Annotated in this window: 14 protein-coding genes and 1 pseudogene; 1 reads left to right on the top strand and 14 read right to left on the bottom strand. The window is 66.8% G+C overall.

Annotated elements, in window-relative coordinates:
• Window positions 1–314: 314 nt before the first annotated feature.
• From EAG14_RS08350 to EAG14_RS08280, 14 genes and pseudogenes are all read right to left on the bottom strand, one after another.
• Entirely contained in the window at window positions 315–1,199 is an 885-nt protein-coding gene (locus tag EAG14_RS08350) for an alpha/beta hydrolase (RefSeq protein WP_121728577.1), read from the bottom strand.
• Between the two features lie 167 nt (window positions 1,200–1,366).
• On the bottom strand, window positions 1,367–2,428 hold the full coding sequence (gene cobT / locus EAG14_RS08345; RefSeq protein ID WP_121730368.1) for a nicotinate-nucleotide--dimethylbenzimidazole phosphoribosyltransferase: 1,062 nt from the start codon (window positions 2,426–2,428) through the stop codon (window positions 1,367–1,369).
• A 102-nt stretch (window positions 2,429–2,530) separates the two neighbouring features.
• Window positions 2,531–3,991 carry a cobyric acid synthase gene (locus EAG14_RS08340; protein WP_121730367.1) on the bottom strand — a complete coding sequence of 487 codons (1,461 nt, stop codon included), beginning with the start codon at window positions 3,989–3,991 and terminating at the stop codon, window positions 2,531–2,533.
• A gap of 35 nt (window positions 3,992–4,026) precedes the next feature.
• Entirely contained in the window at window positions 4,027–4,419 is a 393-nt protein-coding gene (locus tag EAG14_RS08335; protein ID WP_121728576.1) for a DUF3037 domain-containing protein, read from the bottom strand.
• Window positions 4,406–5,200, bottom strand: coding sequence for a HipA family kinase (locus EAG14_RS08330; RefSeq protein WP_121728575.1), 795 nt, complete (start codon window positions 5,198–5,200; stop codon window positions 4,406–4,408). Before EAG14_RS08330 ends, EAG14_RS08335 begins: the two co-directional genes overlap by 14 nt.
• Window positions 5,197–6,342, bottom strand: a complete 1,146-nt coding sequence (locus EAG14_RS08325) for an aminotransferase class I/II-fold pyridoxal phosphate-dependent enzyme (protein ID WP_121728574.1) — start codon at window positions 6,340–6,342, stop codon at window positions 5,197–5,199. The genes EAG14_RS08330 and EAG14_RS08325 overlap by 4 nt, the downstream gene beginning before the upstream one ends.
• Window positions 6,343–6,345: 3 nt before the next feature.
• Window positions 6,346–7,404: an adenosylcobinamide-phosphate synthase CbiB gene (gene cbiB / locus EAG14_RS08320; RefSeq protein ID WP_099741422.1), complete on the bottom strand. Its 1,059-nt coding sequence runs from the start codon at window positions 7,402–7,404 to the stop codon at window positions 6,346–6,348.
• Window positions 7,401–8,602 (bottom strand): annotated as a pseudogene (locus EAG14_RS08315) (MFS transporter). Before EAG14_RS08315 ends, cbiB begins: the two are co-directional and overlap by 4 nt.
• The gene (rmuC, locus tag EAG14_RS08310; protein ID WP_121728573.1) at window positions 8,599–10,161 is read right to left on the bottom strand and encodes a DNA recombination protein RmuC; all 1,563 of its coding nucleotides are present in this window, start codon (window positions 10,159–10,161) and stop codon (window positions 8,599–8,601) included. The pseudogene EAG14_RS08315 and the gene rmuC overlap by 4 nt, the downstream one beginning before the upstream one ends.
• An 80-nt stretch (window positions 10,162–10,241) precedes the next feature.
• Entirely contained in the window at window positions 10,242–11,234 is a 993-nt protein-coding gene (locus EAG14_RS08305) for a D-glycerate dehydrogenase (RefSeq protein WP_121728572.1), read from the bottom strand.
• A gap of 175 nt (window positions 11,235–11,409) precedes the next feature.
• Window positions 11,410–12,828, bottom strand: coding sequence for a sodium:proton antiporter (locus tag EAG14_RS08295; protein WP_121728571.1), 1,419 nt, complete (start codon window positions 12,826–12,828; stop codon window positions 11,410–11,412).
• A 71-nt stretch (window positions 12,829–12,899) separates the two neighbouring features.
• Complete coding sequence (pncB, locus tag EAG14_RS08290; RefSeq protein ID WP_121728570.1) at window positions 12,900–14,138, bottom strand: nicotinate phosphoribosyltransferase; 1,239 nt, start codon at window positions 14,136–14,138, stop codon at window positions 12,900–12,902.
• Window positions 14,139–14,524: 386 nt separating this feature from the next.
• Window positions 14,525–15,031, bottom strand: a complete 507-nt coding sequence (locus EAG14_RS08285) for a thioesterase family protein (RefSeq protein WP_240456970.1) — start codon at window positions 15,029–15,031, stop codon at window positions 14,525–14,527.
• Window positions 15,028–15,987, bottom strand: a complete 960-nt coding sequence (locus EAG14_RS08280) for a histone deacetylase (RefSeq protein WP_121728569.1) — start codon at window positions 15,985–15,987, stop codon at window positions 15,028–15,030. Before EAG14_RS08280 ends, EAG14_RS08285 begins: the two co-directional genes overlap by 4 nt.
• 203 nt (window positions 15,988–16,190) lie before the next feature.
• Here EAG14_RS08280 and EAG14_RS08275 point away from each other — a divergent pair, with 203 nt between their 5' ends.
• Window positions 16,191–16,739, top strand: coding sequence for a phasin family protein (locus EAG14_RS08275; RefSeq protein WP_099741428.1), 549 nt, complete (start codon window positions 16,191–16,193; stop codon window positions 16,737–16,739).
• The last annotated feature ends 41 nt before the right edge of the window (window positions 16,740–16,780 follow it).

The raw sequence follows: 16,780 nt of genomic DNA, 5'->3' as shown, positions 1-16,780 counted from the left end.
CATGCCAGCTTTGCACACAATGTTTGCACCGTTTTGTATACAAAATGCACCTCAACGGGGAGTGCCTGTTCTGGCACCCATTGCCCCCATTTGGCCCGCACCGCCAGCAAGCCTGCGAGAACGGCCTCATGGCGCGCAATGCGTTCAAAAAATAGAAAACCGTTCGGGCTGAGCCTGTCGAAGCGCCGCACAAGGCTTCGACAGGCCTGTCCTGAGGATGTCGAAGGGCTCCGCCCGAACGGTATAGGTTGTGATGAAAAGAAAGCGAATCCGTCTAAGAACCTGTTCAAAGGAAGCGCTACGGCGGCCCCTGCTCAGGGCCCAGGCGGTGCCCCACGCAAGTGCACGGCCAAAAATGCCAGCACCCGCTGCTGGTACTGAGCGGGCGCAAAGGCATGCAAATCCACATGCGCAGCGCCCTCCACCTTCCACAGCGCCTTGGGCGCCTGCGCGGCAGCAAACAGGCGTTCGGTCTCATGCCAGGGCGTGTGGCGGTCTTCGGAGCCCGAAGCGATGAGCACAGGCGCATGCCATTGCGCCAGCCGCTCCACGGGGCGCAGATCCGCAGTGTGCACACCCAGGCGCAACGGCAATTGCCACAGCAGCAACGGGGCAAGGTAACGCCCCGCAGGCCCCAGCGTGCCCACCAGCCGGTTGCCAACCGCATCGTCAATAGTAGGAAACATCGACTCCAGCACCAGCGCATCCGGCTCGGGCTGGGGCAGCGCGAGCACGGTGGAGGCCGCTCCCAGCGATGCCCCGATGACCGCAACCCGCGCACCCGGCACCTGGGCTCGCAAAAACGCCAGCGCGGCTTTCACCCCCTCGCCCTCGCGGGCGCCAAAGGTGATGTGGTCGCCACTGCTCTCGCCATGGGCTGGCAAGTCAATCAGCAGCGTGGTGTAGCCCGCAGCGGCCAGGAAGCGCGCCCGCGCCAGCATCTGGGTGCGGTCTGCGCGCACGCCGTGCAGCAGCAGCACCGCGCCCCCTTGGGGCTGCCCGGGCTTGAACCACCCCGACACAAACTGGCCCGCAGACGCGGGGATGGGGATGCGCACCGCCTGCGCCGCAAAGTCTGCAGGGGCCGCGCCAATGGCCCGGGCAGCGGGCTGGCTCAGCCATTCGCCCGCGCCCCACAGCACGCCGACCGCGCCGATCCACGCGGCCAAAGCGATGGCGGCACAACGGCGAATGTTCATGGCCCGCCCCACACAGCATCGGCGCGGCACAGCGGGCGGCACGCACCGCCCTGGCTGCGCCCAACCGCCTTGCCAATCTTCTCTTTTACTATCATTTCAATAGCTTCCAGCGCTTATTAGATAAGCGCTACAGGCCAAAATCATCAAAATCCAGCACCACACGCCACTCACGTCACCTGCCCATCCACCCCGGCAGATTCAAAGCTCGCCATCTCGCGCAGCACGGCGCAGGCCGATGGCAGCAGGGGCCAGGCCAGGGCGGCGCCCGAGCCTTCGCCCAGGCGCAGGCCCAGCTCCAGCAAAGGCTCGGCCTGCATTTGCGCCAGCATCAAGCTGTGGCCGCGCTCGCCCGAGCGATGGGCAAACACGCAGCGCTGCAGCACCGCTGGCGCAATGCGGCTGGCCACCAGCACGGCCGCGCTGGTGATGAAGCCATCGACCACGATGACGCGGCGCTCGGCGGCGGCCTGCAGCACCGCGCCGGTGAGGGTGGCCACTTCAAAGCCGCCCAGGGCGGCCAAGGCGGCCAGGGGCGTGGTGGCGGTGGCGTTCACATCCAAGGCCTGCTGCAGCACGGCGCGCTTGCGCTCGATGCCGGCAGCATCCAGCCCCGTGCCTGCGCCCACGCAATCGGCCAGCGGCAGGCCGCCCAGGCGGGCCAGCAGCAGTGATGCGACCGAGGTGTTGCCAATGCCCATTTCACCCAGCAGCAGCGCATTGCCGGGCAGGCTGCGCACCACCTCGACGCCATTCGCCAGGGCCTGCTGGCACTGGGCTTCGGTCATGGCGGGGCCCACGGATGCGTCTTGCGTGCCGGGGGCAACCTTGCGCAGCAGCAGGCGGGGCTGGCCGGGGGCGGAATCGCGCGGGGCAATGTCTTTGGCCACGCCACAGTCCACCACGGTGAGGCCCAGGCCGTGCTGGCGGGCCAGCACGCTCACGGCTGCGCCCCCGGCCAGAAAGTTCTCGACCATCTGCCAGGTCACGTCGCTGGGGAAGGCCGAGACGCCTTTGGCCGCAAAGCCGTGGTCACCCGCGCACACCAGCATCTGCGGCTGCTGCAGCACAGGCGCCTCTGTGCCCAGCACCTGGCCGATGCGCAGGGCCAGTGCTTCCAACTGGCCCAGCGAGCCCAGCGGCTTGGTCTTGTGGTCCAGCACATGCTGCAGGCGGGCCGTGAGGGCGGTGTCGTGAAGGTCGGAGATCGTGGGTAGGGTGAAGCTCGTCATGGTGTGCGGCAATGCTGTCAGTTCAAAAACAAGGGGCCGATGCTGCGCTGGGCAGCGCCCCCACGCAAGCACGGATGTCAACGAATGCGGGGATCAGTCGGGCTACGCAACGAGACCTCGCAAGAAGCCCGGGGCAAAGTGCGCCTCGGCCATGGCGGCCAGGCCGTCAAACACGGCGTCCAGCGTGGGCACGGGGGCTGCGCCCTCGCGGCCAAACAGGGCTTGCAAGGCGGCAGGGTCTTCCAGCAGGCCGTGCAGGTACAGGCCCAGCACGTTGCCCTGCGCGTTTTGCCAGCACATGCCAGGGATCACCTCGCGCGCCACGTCGCCTTTGGCGGCCATGGCAGGGTGCTGGGCCGTCTGGCCGTGGTGGATTTCGTATCCCTGCACAGCCACCCCAGCCAGCGCAGACCAAGGCCCCTGTACCGCACCAAATTGCGCCTGGGTGCGCTGCACGGTTTTGGCGATCTCAAAGGTGGTGACCAAGGGCAGCAGGCCCAGGCCGGGGGCATTGCCATCAATGCCTGCGGTGTCGATCAGCGCCTCGCCCAGCATCTGCAGGCCACCGCACACCCCCAGCACCGTGCCGCCCTGCCCTGCATGCTGGGCAATGGCCTGGTCCAGCCCCTGCGCGCGCAGCCAGGCCAGATCGGCCGCTGTGGCCTTGGAGCCGGGCAACACCACCCAGTCGGTGGGCTTCAAGCCGCCCAGGTCTGCGGGGCTGCGCGCCCACAGCAGGCGCACGCCGGGCACGTTTTTCAGGGGCTGGAACTCGTCCAGGTTGCTGATGCGCGGGTAGGCCACCACGGCCACGGTGGTGTGCACCGTGCCTGCGGCCAGGGTGCGGTCGTCAAACACGCCGTCTTCCTCGGGCAGGCCATGGCGCCAGTTCATGGGGATGGTGGCCACGGTGGGCACGCCGGTCAGGTCTTGCAGCATTTGCGGGGCCGGGGCCAGCAGGCTGGCGTCGCCGCGAAACTTGTTGAGCACAAAGCCGTGGATCAGTGCGCGCTCGTCCTCGGGCAGCAGCGCCCAGGTGCCGTACAGGTGGGCAAAGGCGCCGCCCCGGTCAATGTCGGTCACCAGCAGGCAGGCGGCACCCACATGCCGCGCCACGCGCATGTTGACGATGTCGTTGGCATGCAGGTTGATCTCGGCGGGCGAGCCAGCGCCTTCGATGACGACCACATCGTTCTCGGCCCGCAGCGCATCGAGCGCGGCCGCAATGTGCGGCCACACCAGGGCGCTGCGGCCGCGCCAGGGCAAGGCCGTGAGCTCGGCGCTCACCTGCCCCATCAGCACGACCTGGCTGTGGGTGTCGGCCTCGGGCTTGAGCAGCAGCGGGTTCATGCGCACCTCGGGCTCGGCGCGGGCAGCCAGGGCCTGGAAGTATTGGGCAGAGCCGATTTCTCCTTGCCCGGTGGCGCTGCTCACCACACGTGCGTTGTTGCTCATGTTCTGCGCCTTGAAGGGCGCGACCTTGAGGCCCAGGTTGCTGTAGTAGCGGCACAGCGCGGTGGTGAGCCAGCTTTTGCCGGCGCCGCTGGTGGTGCCCAGCACCATCACGCAGCGGGCCAGTTTGGAAGAGGTGGTGGAAGTCAAGGCAGTGGGCGGACCATGCGGTCCATGATGTGGTCGAGTGCAGCCGCTGCATCCGTGCAGCGGCCGGTGTGCACGGGCGAGGTCTGGATGATGGCGCTGCGTTTAGCGGTGAGCCAGTGAAAGCGCTGGCGGTACGGCAGGCGGGCAATGGGGCCGCAGCCTTCGTCGCCCGCACAGACGGCCACGATGGCGGACAGGTGGCGGCGCACGGCGTCGATGTCGGCGTGCGGGTCCATGGCCAGCAGGCGCGCTTCATCGAGCGCAATGGCGGCCTGCAGAAAGCCGGTGCGCTGGCACGACAGGATCACGCCCGCGTTGATGAACTCTTCGCGCTCCACACGCGGCACCACGCGCACGATGGCGTAGTCATACACCTCAGGCGCGTGCATGAATGGCCTCCTTCAACGCATTCACCCAGGTGGTGCGCCCGGCCAGGCGGGCGCAGAAGTAGTCTACATAGGCCTGGCGGTGGGTGGCGGCAGCCGTCAGCAAGCCTTCTTCATGGTCGGCGCCGGCCAGCAACAAGAACTCGCCGGGCACCTCGGCCAGGATGCTTGCCACCACCGCCGGCGTGAGGCGGGCAGCCAGCTCGGCATCCACCTGCGTGAGGAGCGTGGCCCGGGCCAGCAGCACATGGTCGGCAATGGGCGCAAAGGGTTTGGCGGGCTGCGCCACCGTTCCGTTCCACGCATGGTGAAAAGTCAGCGCGGCGCCATGGTCGATGAGCCAGGGCTGGCGGTGCCACATCAGCAGATTGGTGTTGCGCGCGGTGCGGTCCACATTGCCGACCAGCGCGTCGAACCACACGAGGCGCGAGGCAAAGTCATCCGACACCGCATCCACCGCCGGGTCAAAATTGAGCGCGCCCGAAAGATAGTCCAGCCCCACGTTCAGGCCGCCGCTGGCACGCACCAGGTCCTGGATCTCCGGGTCGGGCTCGGTCTGTGCCAAGGCTGGGTCGAGCTGGGCCAGCACGATCTCTGGCACGGGCAGGCCCAGGGCGCGGGCGATGCCGCCCGCGATCATCTCGGCCAGCAGTGCGCGCACGCCCTGCCCTGCGCCGCGAAACTTGAGCACGTAGGTGCCCAGGTCATCGCCCTCGACGATGGCGGGCATGGAGCCACCTTCGCGCAGTGGCGTGACATAGCGATTGACAGTGATGGTTCTCACAAGGCCTCCCTGGAACCGATGGAATGCGGGATGGTACGGCCCGCAGGGCCCAAGACGGCCTGCCATGCGGCCCGCAGCGCATCTTGCGCGGCGGGCGCCAGCACCCCCAGGCGCACGCAGCCCGGCAGGCCGAACGATGTGGTGTCGCGCAGCTTGATGCCGCTGGCACGCAGCATCGCCAGGTCGCTCTGCAACGTGGCAGTGTGCGGTTGCGCGCAGAAGTAGTTGGCCAAACTGCCCGGTGCCACGGCCCAGCCCAGCGCAGCGCACAGGGCCTGCTGGCGCACCTTCCACTGCCGCAAGGTGGGCAGGCAGGCTGCCACCCATTGCTGCACGGCGGGCGTGGCCCAGGCGTGAAGCAATGCCACGCCATGTGCGCCCACGGGCCAGGACGAGGCCAGGGCTTGCAGCGCCAGCACCGTGCCCTCGGCCCCCGCAGGGGCCACGGCGTAGGCGGCGCGCACGCCCGTCAGGCCCAGGGCTTTGTTGGGTGACCACAGCTGCCAGGCCGATGCGGGGAGTGCGGGGGCGGGGCCTGCAGGCTCCAGCACCAAAGGGCGGTAGGCGCAGTCCAGCACGCGCAGGCTGCCGGGAGTTTTCAGTGTCGGGTCTGCATGCCACGCGGCCAGTACGGCATCGACCGTGCCCAGCGGGCTGGCGGGTTCGCAGGCCCAGTGCAAGGTGGTGAACGCATCATGAGCATCATGAGCGCCATCCACGCCCCCTGCCCCGCGCCGCCGCACTGCCAACCCATGGGCCTGGGCGGCCTGGGCATAGTCGCCATAGCTGTGCGGGGGCAGCAGCACCTGCGCCGCGCCTTGCAGCCGCGCCCAGGTGGTGATGCGGTGAATGAATTCAGACGCGCTGCCCGCCACCACGATGCGCCCAGGTGCCACGCCGTGCAGCGCCGCCAGCGCGGCGCGCAGCGCGGTGTAGGCCGGGTCGGGGTAGCGGGTGGGGTCGGCCTGCTGCACACAAGCCAGCGCCTCAGGGCATGGGCCGCAAGCGTTGCTGTTGGTTGAAAAATCGTGCGTGGGCACGCCCAGCGCATCCGGGCCGCCATGCACGCCCACCGGGTGGTGGGGGCCATCGGCTGCGTTGTCGCCCGGCAGGGGCTGCGGGATTGGCAAGGGTTGCTGCATGCTTCAGCCCCCGGCAATTGCTATAAAAAAAAGAGCTGCTACCGCTGTTGGAACAAGCGCTAGAACCACTTTTTGTGCATAACCCGCAGCCCGGTGTGTGTCCAGCGGGCCGGGCTCGTGCCCGTCAGGGTGCAAGGTGTACACGCCGGGCTTGGCCAGCCGCACGCCCAGCGCCAGGGCCATGGCGGCCATGGGCCAGCCGCTGTTGGGCGATGGGGTTTTGCGGGCCTCTTGCGCCAGCAGGCGGGCGGGCAGGCCGCCGTGCAGCGCAGCCAGCAGCAGTGCAGTGATGCGCGCGGGCAGCCACGACAGCACATCGTCGGCCCGCGCGGCCCACTTGCCCGCCCATTGCCAGTAGCGGGCGCCCCGGCTGCCGGGGTAGCCCCACATGGCATCGGCCGTGTTGGCAAAGCGGTAGATGGCCGCGCCCGGCAGGCCCAGCAGCACAAACCAGAACACCGGCGCCACCACCGAATCGTTGAGGTTTTCGGCCAGCGATTCGATGGCCGATTCGCGCACCTCGCTGGGCGTGAGCTGGCTCACGTCGCGGCTGACCAGGCGGGCCAGTTGCTCACGCCCCTCGGGCAGCGAGCGGGCCAGTGCCCGCTCTACCGCCATGACTTCATCGCGCAGCATGCGCCACGCCAGCAGCGGCTTGAGCAGCACGGCCAGCACCGGCGCAGCCAGCCACCAAGGGCCTTGCTGCAAGTGGCTTTGCAGCCACCAGGCCAGCGCCCCTGCCCCGCCCGCCCCCACGCACCAGGCCAGCGCGCCCAGCCAGAAGGAGCGGCGCTTTTGCACATGGGGCGGTGGGTCTGCCGTGGTCAGCGGGGCGACGCGGCGCCCGGCCCAGCCCAGGTAGCGCCCCATCCACACCACGGGGTGCAGGGGCAAGGGTGGCTCGCCAAAGCGCCAGTCCAGCAGCAGCGCCAGCCCCAGGGCCAGCGCGCTGACGAGCGCCCACTCCGTCTCCGGCACACCGGCCCCGCCCAATAAGCTGTGCCAGGTGTGCACCAGGCTATCGGGCGCGCCTGCGGACGCACTCACACCGGCCTCGCTCATGCGTGTGGCCCCTGGGTGCCGCCGTGGGCTGCACCCGCATCGGTGTTCATGCGCCAGGCGGTGCGCGCGCAGGCCCCCACCGTGGCGCCCACCACCCAGAACACACCCGCCACGCCGATGACGGCCCCGGCCGTGCCAAACAGCATGGGCATGAGCACGCTGGAGGCGTTGATGGCCATGAGCCGCAGGCCCAGGGCCTCGCCATGGCGGTGCTCGGGCGTGATCTGGTGCAGCAGGCTCATCACCATGGGCTGCACCGACCCGAGGGTGAAGCCCAGCAGCACCGAGCACACACCCATGGCCAGGGCCGACGCCAGCAGCGGGTACACCCCAAACAGCACCGCCGTGATCACCATGGCACCGGCCACCACGGCATGCTCGCGCACATGCTTGGCCACCAGCGGCAGCAGCAGCCGCACCACGGCCGCAGCCACGGCAAATGCGCCCAGGATGGAGCCGATGACCGAGGCAGACAGCCCCCGCTCGTGCCCGATGAGTGGCACGACGAAGGTGTGCACGTCCCAGCACGACGAAAGCACCCAGTTCACGATGATGAGGCGGCGAAAGGCGGGTTCGTTGAGCAGATCCCACGAGCCCCGGGGCGGCCCCCCTCAGCGGCGATCACGGGCGGCAGCTCTTCGGTGTGGCGCACCCAGAACCAGGTGGCAAGCGGCAACAGGGCCAGCAGCGCAAATGCGGCGCGGTAGCCCTCGGTGCTGCCCGCAGCACTGCCTGCGTGGTCAATCATCAGCCCCGCAAAAAACGGCCCGATGAAGTTGGACACCGCAGGCCCGATGGCCAGCCAGCTGAACACCTGGCGCAGCTGGGTGGTGTCGTGCGCGGCACGGCCCACATGGCGTTGCAGCGCAATGATGGCCAGGCCCGTGGCCCCGCCCGTGAGCAGGGCCGAAAAGCACATCACCGCAAACACCGGGTAGACCAGCGACGCCCCGGCCCCCACACAGGCCATGGCCACCGCAATGCCCACAGGGCGCTTGAGGCCGTGCCGGTCAGCGTAGCGCCCTGCGGGCAGCGCCAGAAACACCTGGGTGAGAGCAAACAGCGCCAGCAGCACCCCCACGGCGGCGGCGCTGTAGCCCTCGCGCAGGGCCAGCAGCGGCGTGGCCATGCGCATGCCCGTCATGCAGGCGTGCAAAAAGATTTGCCCGGCAATCAACCGGGCCAGCGCCATGTTCATGGGGTGTCGTCCTCCAGGCCCAGCAGCGATGCATTGGCGCCGGGCAAGGCGCCATTCCCCCCGCCGGGCGCGGCGGCATCGTCCTCTGGCGCAGGCAGGTCCTGCACATCGCGCAGCTTGCGCTGGATGGCACGGGTGCGCACACCTACCTCGTCAAACTTCTTGGCGGCGGCGTCAATGGACTTTTTGGTGGCCTCGACCACGTCGCCAAACTTGGCGAACTCGGTCTTGACCATGCCCAACAGGCTCCAGACCTCGGACGAGCGCTTTTCAATCGCCAGCGTCTTGAAGCCCATCTGCAGGCTGTTGAGCATGGCGGCCAAGTTGGCCGGGCCGGTGATCATCACGCGGCACTCGTTCTGCACCGCTTCGACCAGGCCGGGGCGGCGCATCACCTCAGCAAACAGGCCTTCGGTGGGCAGGTACAGCACGGCAAAGTCGGTGGTGTGCGGGGGCGAGACGTATTTGGTGAAGATCTTCTTGGCTTCGAGCTTGATGGACGTTTCAAACGCATTGCCTGCGGACAGGATGGCGGCCTTGTCGGCCGCGTCCTGCGCGTCCATCAGGCGCTGGTATTGCTCCACCGGGTATTTGGAGTCGATGGGCAGCCACACCGGGTGCTCGTCGCTCTTGCCCGGCAGGCGGATGGCAAATTCCACCAGCTCGTCGCTGCCCGGCACGGTCTTGACGTTGCGGGCGAACTGCTCGGGTGTCAGCACGTTGTCGATGATGGCGCCCAGCTGCATTTCGCCCCAGGTGCCGCGCGACTTCACGTTGGTCATCACACGCTTCAAGTCGCCCACGCTGCCCGCCAGGGTCTGCATCTCGCCCAGGCCCTTGTGCACTTGCTCGAGCCGGTCGCTCACCAGCTTGAAGGATTCGCCCAGGCGCTGCTCCAGCGTGGCGTGGAGCTTTTCATCCACCGTGCGGCGCATTTCTTCGAGCTTGGTGGCGTTGTCGGCCTGGATGGCGGCCAGGCGCTCGTTGAGCGCGGTGCGCAGTTGCTCGGCGTTGTGCTGGCTGCCCTGCACCAGCCCGGTGAGCTGCTGCGACACGGCATCTTGCAGCACCGCAAACTGGTTCTTGATCTGAAAGCTGTTGGCTTCGAGCTGGTCTTTGAGGGCCTGCGACATCACCCCCAGCTGCGACTGGGTGTCGCTCTTGAGCGCATCGAGCGTGAGGCGCGTGGCCGCGTCCAGGGCCATGAGGCGCTGCTCCAGCCGCGCTTCAAACACGCCAAAGGCGGCCAGCAGTTCGGCACGGCCGTTGCGCGATTCAGCCACCGCTTGCGTCAAACGCTCATCGACCGCGTGGCGCAGCCCCTCCAGCGTGGTCTGCGTGGTTTGCGTAAAGCCGCGCAGCTGCTGGCCCATGCCGTCCAGCGCCCCATCGTTCTTGGCCACGGCCAGTTGGGTGGCCTGGGTGGTGCGCTCCAGCGTCTGCAGGCGGGCCAGCCATTCGGGCGGCAAATCCACACGGGGGCGGCGCAGCGCCAGCAGCGCGAGCGCGATGAACACCAGGGCCAGTGCGGCCAGCAGAACGAGGGTATCGGTAGTCAAGGCAGGTTTACTATTATTTTGATAGCTGCTAGCGCTTATCCATAAAGCGCTGGCGGCCTATTTCGCTTGAAGGAGCGGTGTTACTGCGCCCGCAGGCCGGTCACGGGCTGGTTCACCGGGGTGAGAGGGCCACGCCCGCCTAAAAAGGCGATCAGGTTGTCTGCCGCCAGATTGGCCATGGCACGGCGCGTGGGCACCGTGGCGCTGGCGATGTGGGGCGTGAGCACCACGTTGGGCACGGTCAGCAAGTCCGGGTGCACGCTGGGCTCGCCCTCAAACACATCCAGGCCCGCTGCGGCTATGCGGCCTTCGCGCAGGGCCACAGCCAGCGCCGCGTCGTCCACAATGCCGCCGCGCGCAATGTTGATGAGCGTGGCGGTGGGTTTCATCAGCGCCAGTTCGGCAGCGCCGATGGTGTGGTGCGATGCCGCGCTGTACGGCACCACCAGCACCACATGGTCGGCTGTGCGCAGCAGCTCTTCCTTGCCCACGTAGGTGGCCTTGCATTCGGCCTCCAGCTCGGCGGGCAGCCGCGAGCGGTTGTGGTAGACCACCTTCATGCCAAAGCCGTGCGCGCCGCGCTTGGCAATGCCCTGCCCGATGCGGCCCATGCCGATGATGCCCAACGTGCTGCCGTGGATGTCGCTGCCCGCAAACATGTCGTAGCTCCACTTGGTCCACTTCCCGGCGCGCAGGTAATGCTCGCTCTCGGTCATGCGGCGGGCGGTGGCCATCAGCAAGGCAAAGCCAAAGTCGGCCGTGGTTTCGGTCAGCACATCGGGCGTGTTGGTGCCCTGCACGCCCGCGGCGGTCATGGCGTCCACGTCAAAGTTGTTGTAGCCCACGGCCATGTTGGCGCAGATTTTGAGGCGCGGCGCGGCGGCCAGCAGCGCGGCATCCACGCGCTGGCTGCCCGTGGTCAGCACGCCGTCCTTGTCGGCCAGGCGCTCGGCCAGCTCTTGCTGCGTCCAGATCACGTCATCTGGGTTGTCCTGAACGTCGAAATGCGCGCGCAGGCGGTCCACGATGTCGGGGAAGATCGCACGGGCGACCAGGATGCGGGGTTTGCTCATAAATCTTCAGTCTCCAAACTACTCGCAAGGCGCGTCGGCCTATGAAACTGGCGTGGCCCAAGCCAGTGGCCGCCGAGCAAAGGCCGCCCTGCAGCGAGGGCGGCGTCCCCCTTCCCGCAGAGCGCAGCGGTGCGAGAGAAGGGGGAAGCGGCGCAGCCGCTCAGGGGGATGTTCACTACTTGAACCAGATGAAAGTCATGACGATAAAGAGCGGCACCAGAATGCCGCCCGACCACAGCATGTAGCCAAAGAAGCTGGGCATCTTCACGCCCCGGTCTTCGGCAATAGCCTTGACCATCATGTTGGGGGCGTTGCCGATGTAGCTGTTGGCGCCCATGAAGACCGAGCCCGCCGAAATGGCCGCCAGTGTGGGGGCCAGGGTGGTCATCAGCACGGCAGGGTCGCCCCCCGCTGTGTTGAAAAACACGAGGTAGGTGGGCGCGTTGTCGAGGAAGGAGCTGAGCGCGCCAGAGGCCCAGAAGTACATCGCCGGATCGGGCGTGCCATCGGGCCGCGTCACCGCGGCCACCACGGCGCCAAACGGGCCGTTGACACCGGCCTTGAGCATGGCGATGACGGGGATGATGGTGAGGAAGATGCCTGCGAACAGCTTGGCCACCTCTTGCATGGGGCCCCAGCTGAACTGGTTGTCCTCATGCACCTGCTTGGGTGTGAGCCACAGCGATACCAGGGTCACGGCGATGAGGCCCACATCGCGCACGATGCCGGGCAAGCCCACGTCAGCCCCGGCGATGGTGAACGACACGGAGGACTTCCACAGCCCGCTCATCAGCACCAGTGCTACCACCACGCCCAGCAGGGCGAAGTTGGCCTTGCCGTCAAAGCCAATGGCCTGGGTGTCAGGGGTCGGATCGACCTTGAGCACTTCTTCGCGGCGGTGGTAGTACCAGGAGTCCATCGCAAAGAAGAGGGCCAGCAGCGCGCCGACCAGAAACAGGGTCTCAGGGAAGATGTGGCCCACGGTCCAGAAAAAGTCCACGCCCTTCAAGAAGCCCAGGAACAGCGGCGGGTCGCCCAGCGGGGTGAGCGAGCCCCCGGCGTTGGAGACGATGAAGATAAAGAACACCACCACATGCGCCGTGTGCTTGCGGTTGTCGTTGGCGCGGATCAGCGGGCGGATCATGAGCATGGACGCGCCCGTAGTGCCCATGACGCTGGCCAGCACCGCACCAATGGCCAGAATGGCGGTGTTGAGCGCCGGGCTGCCGTGCAGGTTGCCCCGGATGTAGATGCCCCCCGCCACGGTGAACAGCGCGGTGAGCAGGATGACGAAGGGAATGTATTCGGCCACCAGCGCGTGCACAAAACTCGCGCCCGCTGCGCCAGGGCCAAAGGCCACCGCAAACGGCAGCAAGAACGCCAGCGCCCAGCCCGCCGCCACCTTGCCAAAGTGGTGGTGCCAGAAGATGGGGGCCAGCAAGGGCATGAGCGCAATCGACAGCAGCAGGCCCGCAAACGGCACGCCCCACAAGGCAGACAGTGCACTGCCATCGAGTTCGGCGGCCTGGCCCAGGCTGGGCAACAGGGCTGCGGCCGCCGCCATCCACGGGGCCGCTCGGCGAGAAAGGGTCATTGTTCTTGTCTCCATCATTGCGGTTCTTTTTGAAAAACAGACGGGTGCGGTGGTGGGCTCAGTCAATGCATTCACAGCGCTGATTGCACAGGCTGTGGCGCGGGGATTTCAAACACCTGCCGCAGGTAGGCCAGGTAGGCCTCGTCGTCGCACATGCCCTTGCCGGGCGTGTCCGACAGTTTGGCCACGGGCTGGCCGTTGCAGCGGGTCATCTTGATGACGACCTGCAGCGGCTCGTGCGCGGGCGCGTCGCCCAGGTCGTTGGTGAGGTTGGTGCCAATGCCAAAGGCCAGCTGGCAGCGCCCCCGGAACTGCTGGTACAGCTCGATGGTGCGCGGAATGGTGAGGCCGTCGCTGAAGATCAGGGTTTTGGTCAATGGGTCGACGCGGTTCTTGCGGTAATGCTCGAGCAGGCGCTCGCCCCAGGCAAAGGGGTCGCCGCTGTCGTGCCGCGCACCGTCAAACAGTTTGCAAAAGTACAGGTCAAAGTCGCGCAGGAAGGCGCTCATGCCGTACACATCCGACAGCGCAATGCCCAGGTCGCCCCGGTATTCCTTGGCCCACATTTCAAAGCCAAACACCTGGCTGTCGCGCAGGCGCGGGCCCAGGGCCTGGCAGGCCTGCAGGTACTCGTGTGCCATGGTGCCCAGTGGGGTCAGGCCCAGCTTCATGGCAAACAGCACGTTGCTGGTGCCTGCAAACTGGCCCGGCCCCGTGGGTGCGCCGGGGCGGCGGTCGCCCGTGCCCAGGCGGGCCACCAGCACGCGCAGCACTTCTTCGTGCCAGGCGCGGCTAAAGCGCCGGCGCGTGCCGTAGTCGGCAATCTTGAGGTCACCCAGCCCATCGGCCTGCAGCGCTGCGATCTTGGCGTCCAGGCGGCGGCGGCCTTCGGGAAAGTCAGGCACCTTTTGCGTGTTGCGAAAGTACACCTCGTTGACGATGGCCAGCACCGGGATCTCAAACAAGATGGTGTGCAGCCAGGGGCCGCGGATGGTGATCTCGATCTCGCCCATGGGCAGGGGCGTGATGGTGATGTACTTCTCGTTCAGGCGGAACAGCCCGAGAAAATCAACAAAATCGCTCTTGATGAAACGCATCGACCGCAGGTAGGCCAGCTCGGCATCCTGAAACTGAAGGCCGCACAGCGAGCGGATTTCGTCGCGGATCTCGTTGGCAAAGGGCGCCAGTTGCACGCCGGGGTTGCGGCACTTGAAGCGGTATTCGACCTGGGCACTGGGAAACTGGTGCAGCACCACCTGCATCATGGTGAACTTGTACAGGTCGGTGTCGAGCAAGCTGGTGATGATCATGGACTGGGCGATGCCCTCGCAAAAGACCGGGAAGGCCCGGGGGAGGCCATAGGGTCAGGGATCTGGTTTCACAACACGCCGTGCGCGCCAAGGGCTGCCAACACCCCGCAAAGCGGCCCGGGCCGGGGGCCCTGCCGCAGACGATGCAGGCAGTGCGACACGGCGGAACCAAGGTGCCAGGGGGGTGGTTTGAACGCTCTCGGGAGCAAGGCGCCAAAGTGTAGCCCTTGCAGGGTGCCCAGCGCTGCAGCAGGGCCACGGCCTGCGGGGGCCACCCCCGCGCTGGGATTGAAGAAAAATCAGCCTCTAGCGCCTACCAATAAAGCGCGAGCAGCTATATTTTTAATAGCAAACCAAGCGCACGCACATCGCACGGAGATCACACTTCAATCGCGATGGGGCACCAGCTTTTCCAGCACGGCGCGCAGTGGGGCCGGCACAGGCACGGGGCGGCGGGTTTCGCGGTCGACGTAGACATGCACAAAGTGGCCTGCGGCGGCGGTCAGGGGCTCGCCCTGGGCGAACAACCCCACCTCGTAGCGCACGCTGGAGCCGCCCAGCCGCGCCACCCGGATGCCCGCCTCCACCGTCTGCGGAAAGGCCAGGGGCGCAAAGTAGTTGCACTGGGTCTCGATGACCAGCCCGATGGTGGTGCCCGCGTGGATGTCGAGCACGCCCTGCTCGATCAGGTGCGCGTTCACCGCCGTGTCGAACCAGCTGTAGTAAACGACGTTGTTCACGTGGCCATACACATCGTTGTCGGCCCAGCGGGTGCTGATGGAGCGAAACGCCTGGTACGCACGGCGGGGCTGCGGCGCGGGGCGGGCGGGTGTCTGCACTGTGGGTGCAGCGGCTGCGGTGGGTGCGGTGGGTGCGGAGGTGGGCGTGCTCATGCCGCCGCATTTTGCCAGCGGGCGTAATACTGCAACGCCACCTGCCAGGTGTTGAGCTGGGCCTGCACGGTGCTGGCAATGTCGCGCCCATAACCCCCGGCCATGGAAAAAGCCAGCGGCACGCGGCGCTGCCAGGCCCAGTCGAACACGCGGTGGTCGCGGGCCTGTAGCCCGTCGTAGCTCAGCGCCAGGCGGCCCAACCGGTCGCCCTCATGCGGATCAGCCCCCGCCAGGTACAACACCAGGTCGGGGCGAAAGCGCTGCGCCAGCACGTCCAGCGCTTGGTCCAGTGCCTGCAAATAGTCCGCGTCGCCGCAACCGTCGGGCAGCGGCACATCCAGGTCGCTGGCCTCTTTGCGGAACGGAAAGTTGCGCTCGCCGTGCAGCGACAGGGTGAACACGCTGGCATCGCCTTGAAAGATGTGGGCCGTGCCGTTGCCCTGGTGCACGTCCAGATCAATCACGGCCACCTGCAGGGACTTGAGGGGTTCAAGGCCAGCCTCCGGGGAGGTGTCTTGAGCCATCGGGTGCTGGCTTTGCATGAGGCGTGCGGCAACGGCCACATCGTTGAAAACACAAAAGCCACTGCCCTTGTCGGCATAGGCGTGGTGCGTGCCACCTGCCAGGTTGCCTGCAATCCCGTCGCGCAGCGCTGCGCGGCAAGCCCCCAGCGTGGCCCCCACGGAGCGGCGCGCCCGCTCGGCCATGGCCTCGCTCCAGGGAAAGCCGATCTCCCGCTGCTCGGCGGGTGTGAGCGTGCCTGTGGCCACCGCCTGCACGTAGGCGGGTGCGTGGGCCAGCACCAGCTCGGCATCCGTCGCAGTGGGGGCCACATGCAAGGCCACGCCGGGCAGCTCCTGCGCAATGCGGTCGCGCAGCATGCGGTACTTGGCCATGGGAAAGCGGTGCCCCTCGGGCAAAGGCAAAACGAACTGGTCGGCGTAATAGGCGTGCATGACGCCATTGTGGCAAGCCACCCCATTCCTGGAGCCTTGCCTCTAATTTGCTGCACTGCAACAAAAAACACTTGCAATAGCCGAGCAGCGGCCTAAAATTCAACCCATGCTGCACTGCAACATGATTCATCCGAATCACAACGTCAGAGCAGATGTCTGTAAGTACCCGGCCACCTTCGGCCCCCTTTTTTAGGAGATATGACATGACGTTGACCGCAGAACAAATCCTGGCCTCCCACAAAGCCAACATCGAAACCCTGTTTGGCCTGACCACCAAAGCCTTTGAAGGCGTGGAAAAGCTGGTCGAGCTGAACGTGACTGCCTCGCGCGCTGCCCTGTCGGAAGCCGCAACCCACACCCAAGCCGTGCTGGGCGTGAAGGACGCGCAAGAGCTGCTGGCCCTGCAGGCTGGCCTGTTCCAACCCCTGGCAGAAAAGACCGCTGCCTACAGCCGCCACCTGTACGACATCGCCTCGGGCACCGGCGCTGAATTTGGCAAGGCTTTCGAAAGCCAAGCCACCGACGCACAGAAGGCCTTCACCAACTTGGTGGACAGCGCTGCAAAGAACGCCCCTGCTGGCTCTGAAACCGCTGTGGCCGTGATGAAGAGCGCTGTGTCTGCCGCCAACAATGCTTTTGAATCGGTGCAAAAGGCCGTGAAGCAAGCCAGCGACGTGGCCGAAGCCAACTTCAACGCTGTGGCCAACACTGCCGCCACCGCTGCCAAGACGGCCGCCCCACGCAAGCGCTAAGCGCTGCGCACACACCGGTTACAAGGAACGCTGTTCCTGAC

Origin of the sequence: Acidovorax sp. 1608163, from assembly GCF_003669015.1 — a bacterium.
GTDB lineage: Bacteria > Pseudomonadota > Gammaproteobacteria > Burkholderiales > Burkholderiaceae_C > Acidovorax.
The sequence above is the reverse complement of the archived record's forward strand: the minus strand, read 5'-3'. Positions and strand labels throughout refer to the sequence as shown.

Excerpts from the sequence above, each read along its gene's own strand:
- EAG14_RS08350 (WP_121728577.1), bottom strand. The coding sequence starts at position 1,199 with ATGAACATTCGCCGTTGTGCCGCCATCGCTTTGGCCGCGTGGATCGGC.
- cobT (WP_121730368.1), bottom strand. The coding sequence starts at position 2,428 with ATGACGAGCTTCACCCTACCCACGATCTCCGACCTTCACGACACCGCC.
- EAG14_RS08340 (WP_121730367.1), bottom strand. The coding sequence starts at position 3,991 with ATGGTGCTGGGCACCACCAGCGGCGCCGGCAAAAGCTGGCTCACCACC.
- EAG14_RS08335 (WP_121728576.1), bottom strand. The coding sequence starts at position 4,419 with ATGCACGCGCCTGAGGTGTATGACTACGCCATCGTGCGCGTGGTGCCG.
- EAG14_RS08325 (WP_121728574.1), bottom strand. The coding sequence starts at position 6,342 with ATGCAGCAACCCTTGCCAATCCCGCAGCCCCTGCCGGGCGACAACGCA.
- cbiB (WP_099741422.1), bottom strand. The coding sequence starts at position 7,404 with ATGAGCGAGGCCGGTGTGAGTGCGTCCGCAGGCGCGCCCGATAGCCTG.
- EAG14_RS08305 (WP_121728572.1), bottom strand. The coding sequence starts at position 11,234 with ATGAGCAAACCCCGCATCCTGGTCGCCCGTGCGATCTTCCCCGACATC.
- EAG14_RS08295 (WP_121728571.1), bottom strand. The coding sequence starts at position 12,828 with ATGACCCTTTCTCGCCGAGCGGCCCCGTGGATGGCGGCGGCCGCAGCC.
- pncB (WP_121728570.1), bottom strand. The coding sequence starts at position 14,138 with ATGATCATCACCAGCTTGCTCGACACCGACCTGTACAAGTTCACCATG.
- EAG14_RS08285 (WP_240456970.1), bottom strand. The coding sequence starts at position 15,031 with ATGAGCACGCCCACCTCCGCACCCACCGCACCCACCGCAGCCGCTGCA.
- EAG14_RS08280 (WP_121728569.1), bottom strand. The coding sequence starts at position 15,987 with ATGCACGCCTATTACGCCGACCAGTTCGTTTTGCCTTTGCCCGAGGGG.
- EAG14_RS08275 (WP_099741428.1), top strand. The coding sequence starts at position 16,191 with ATGACGTTGACCGCAGAACAAATCCTGGCCTCCCACAAAGCCAACATC.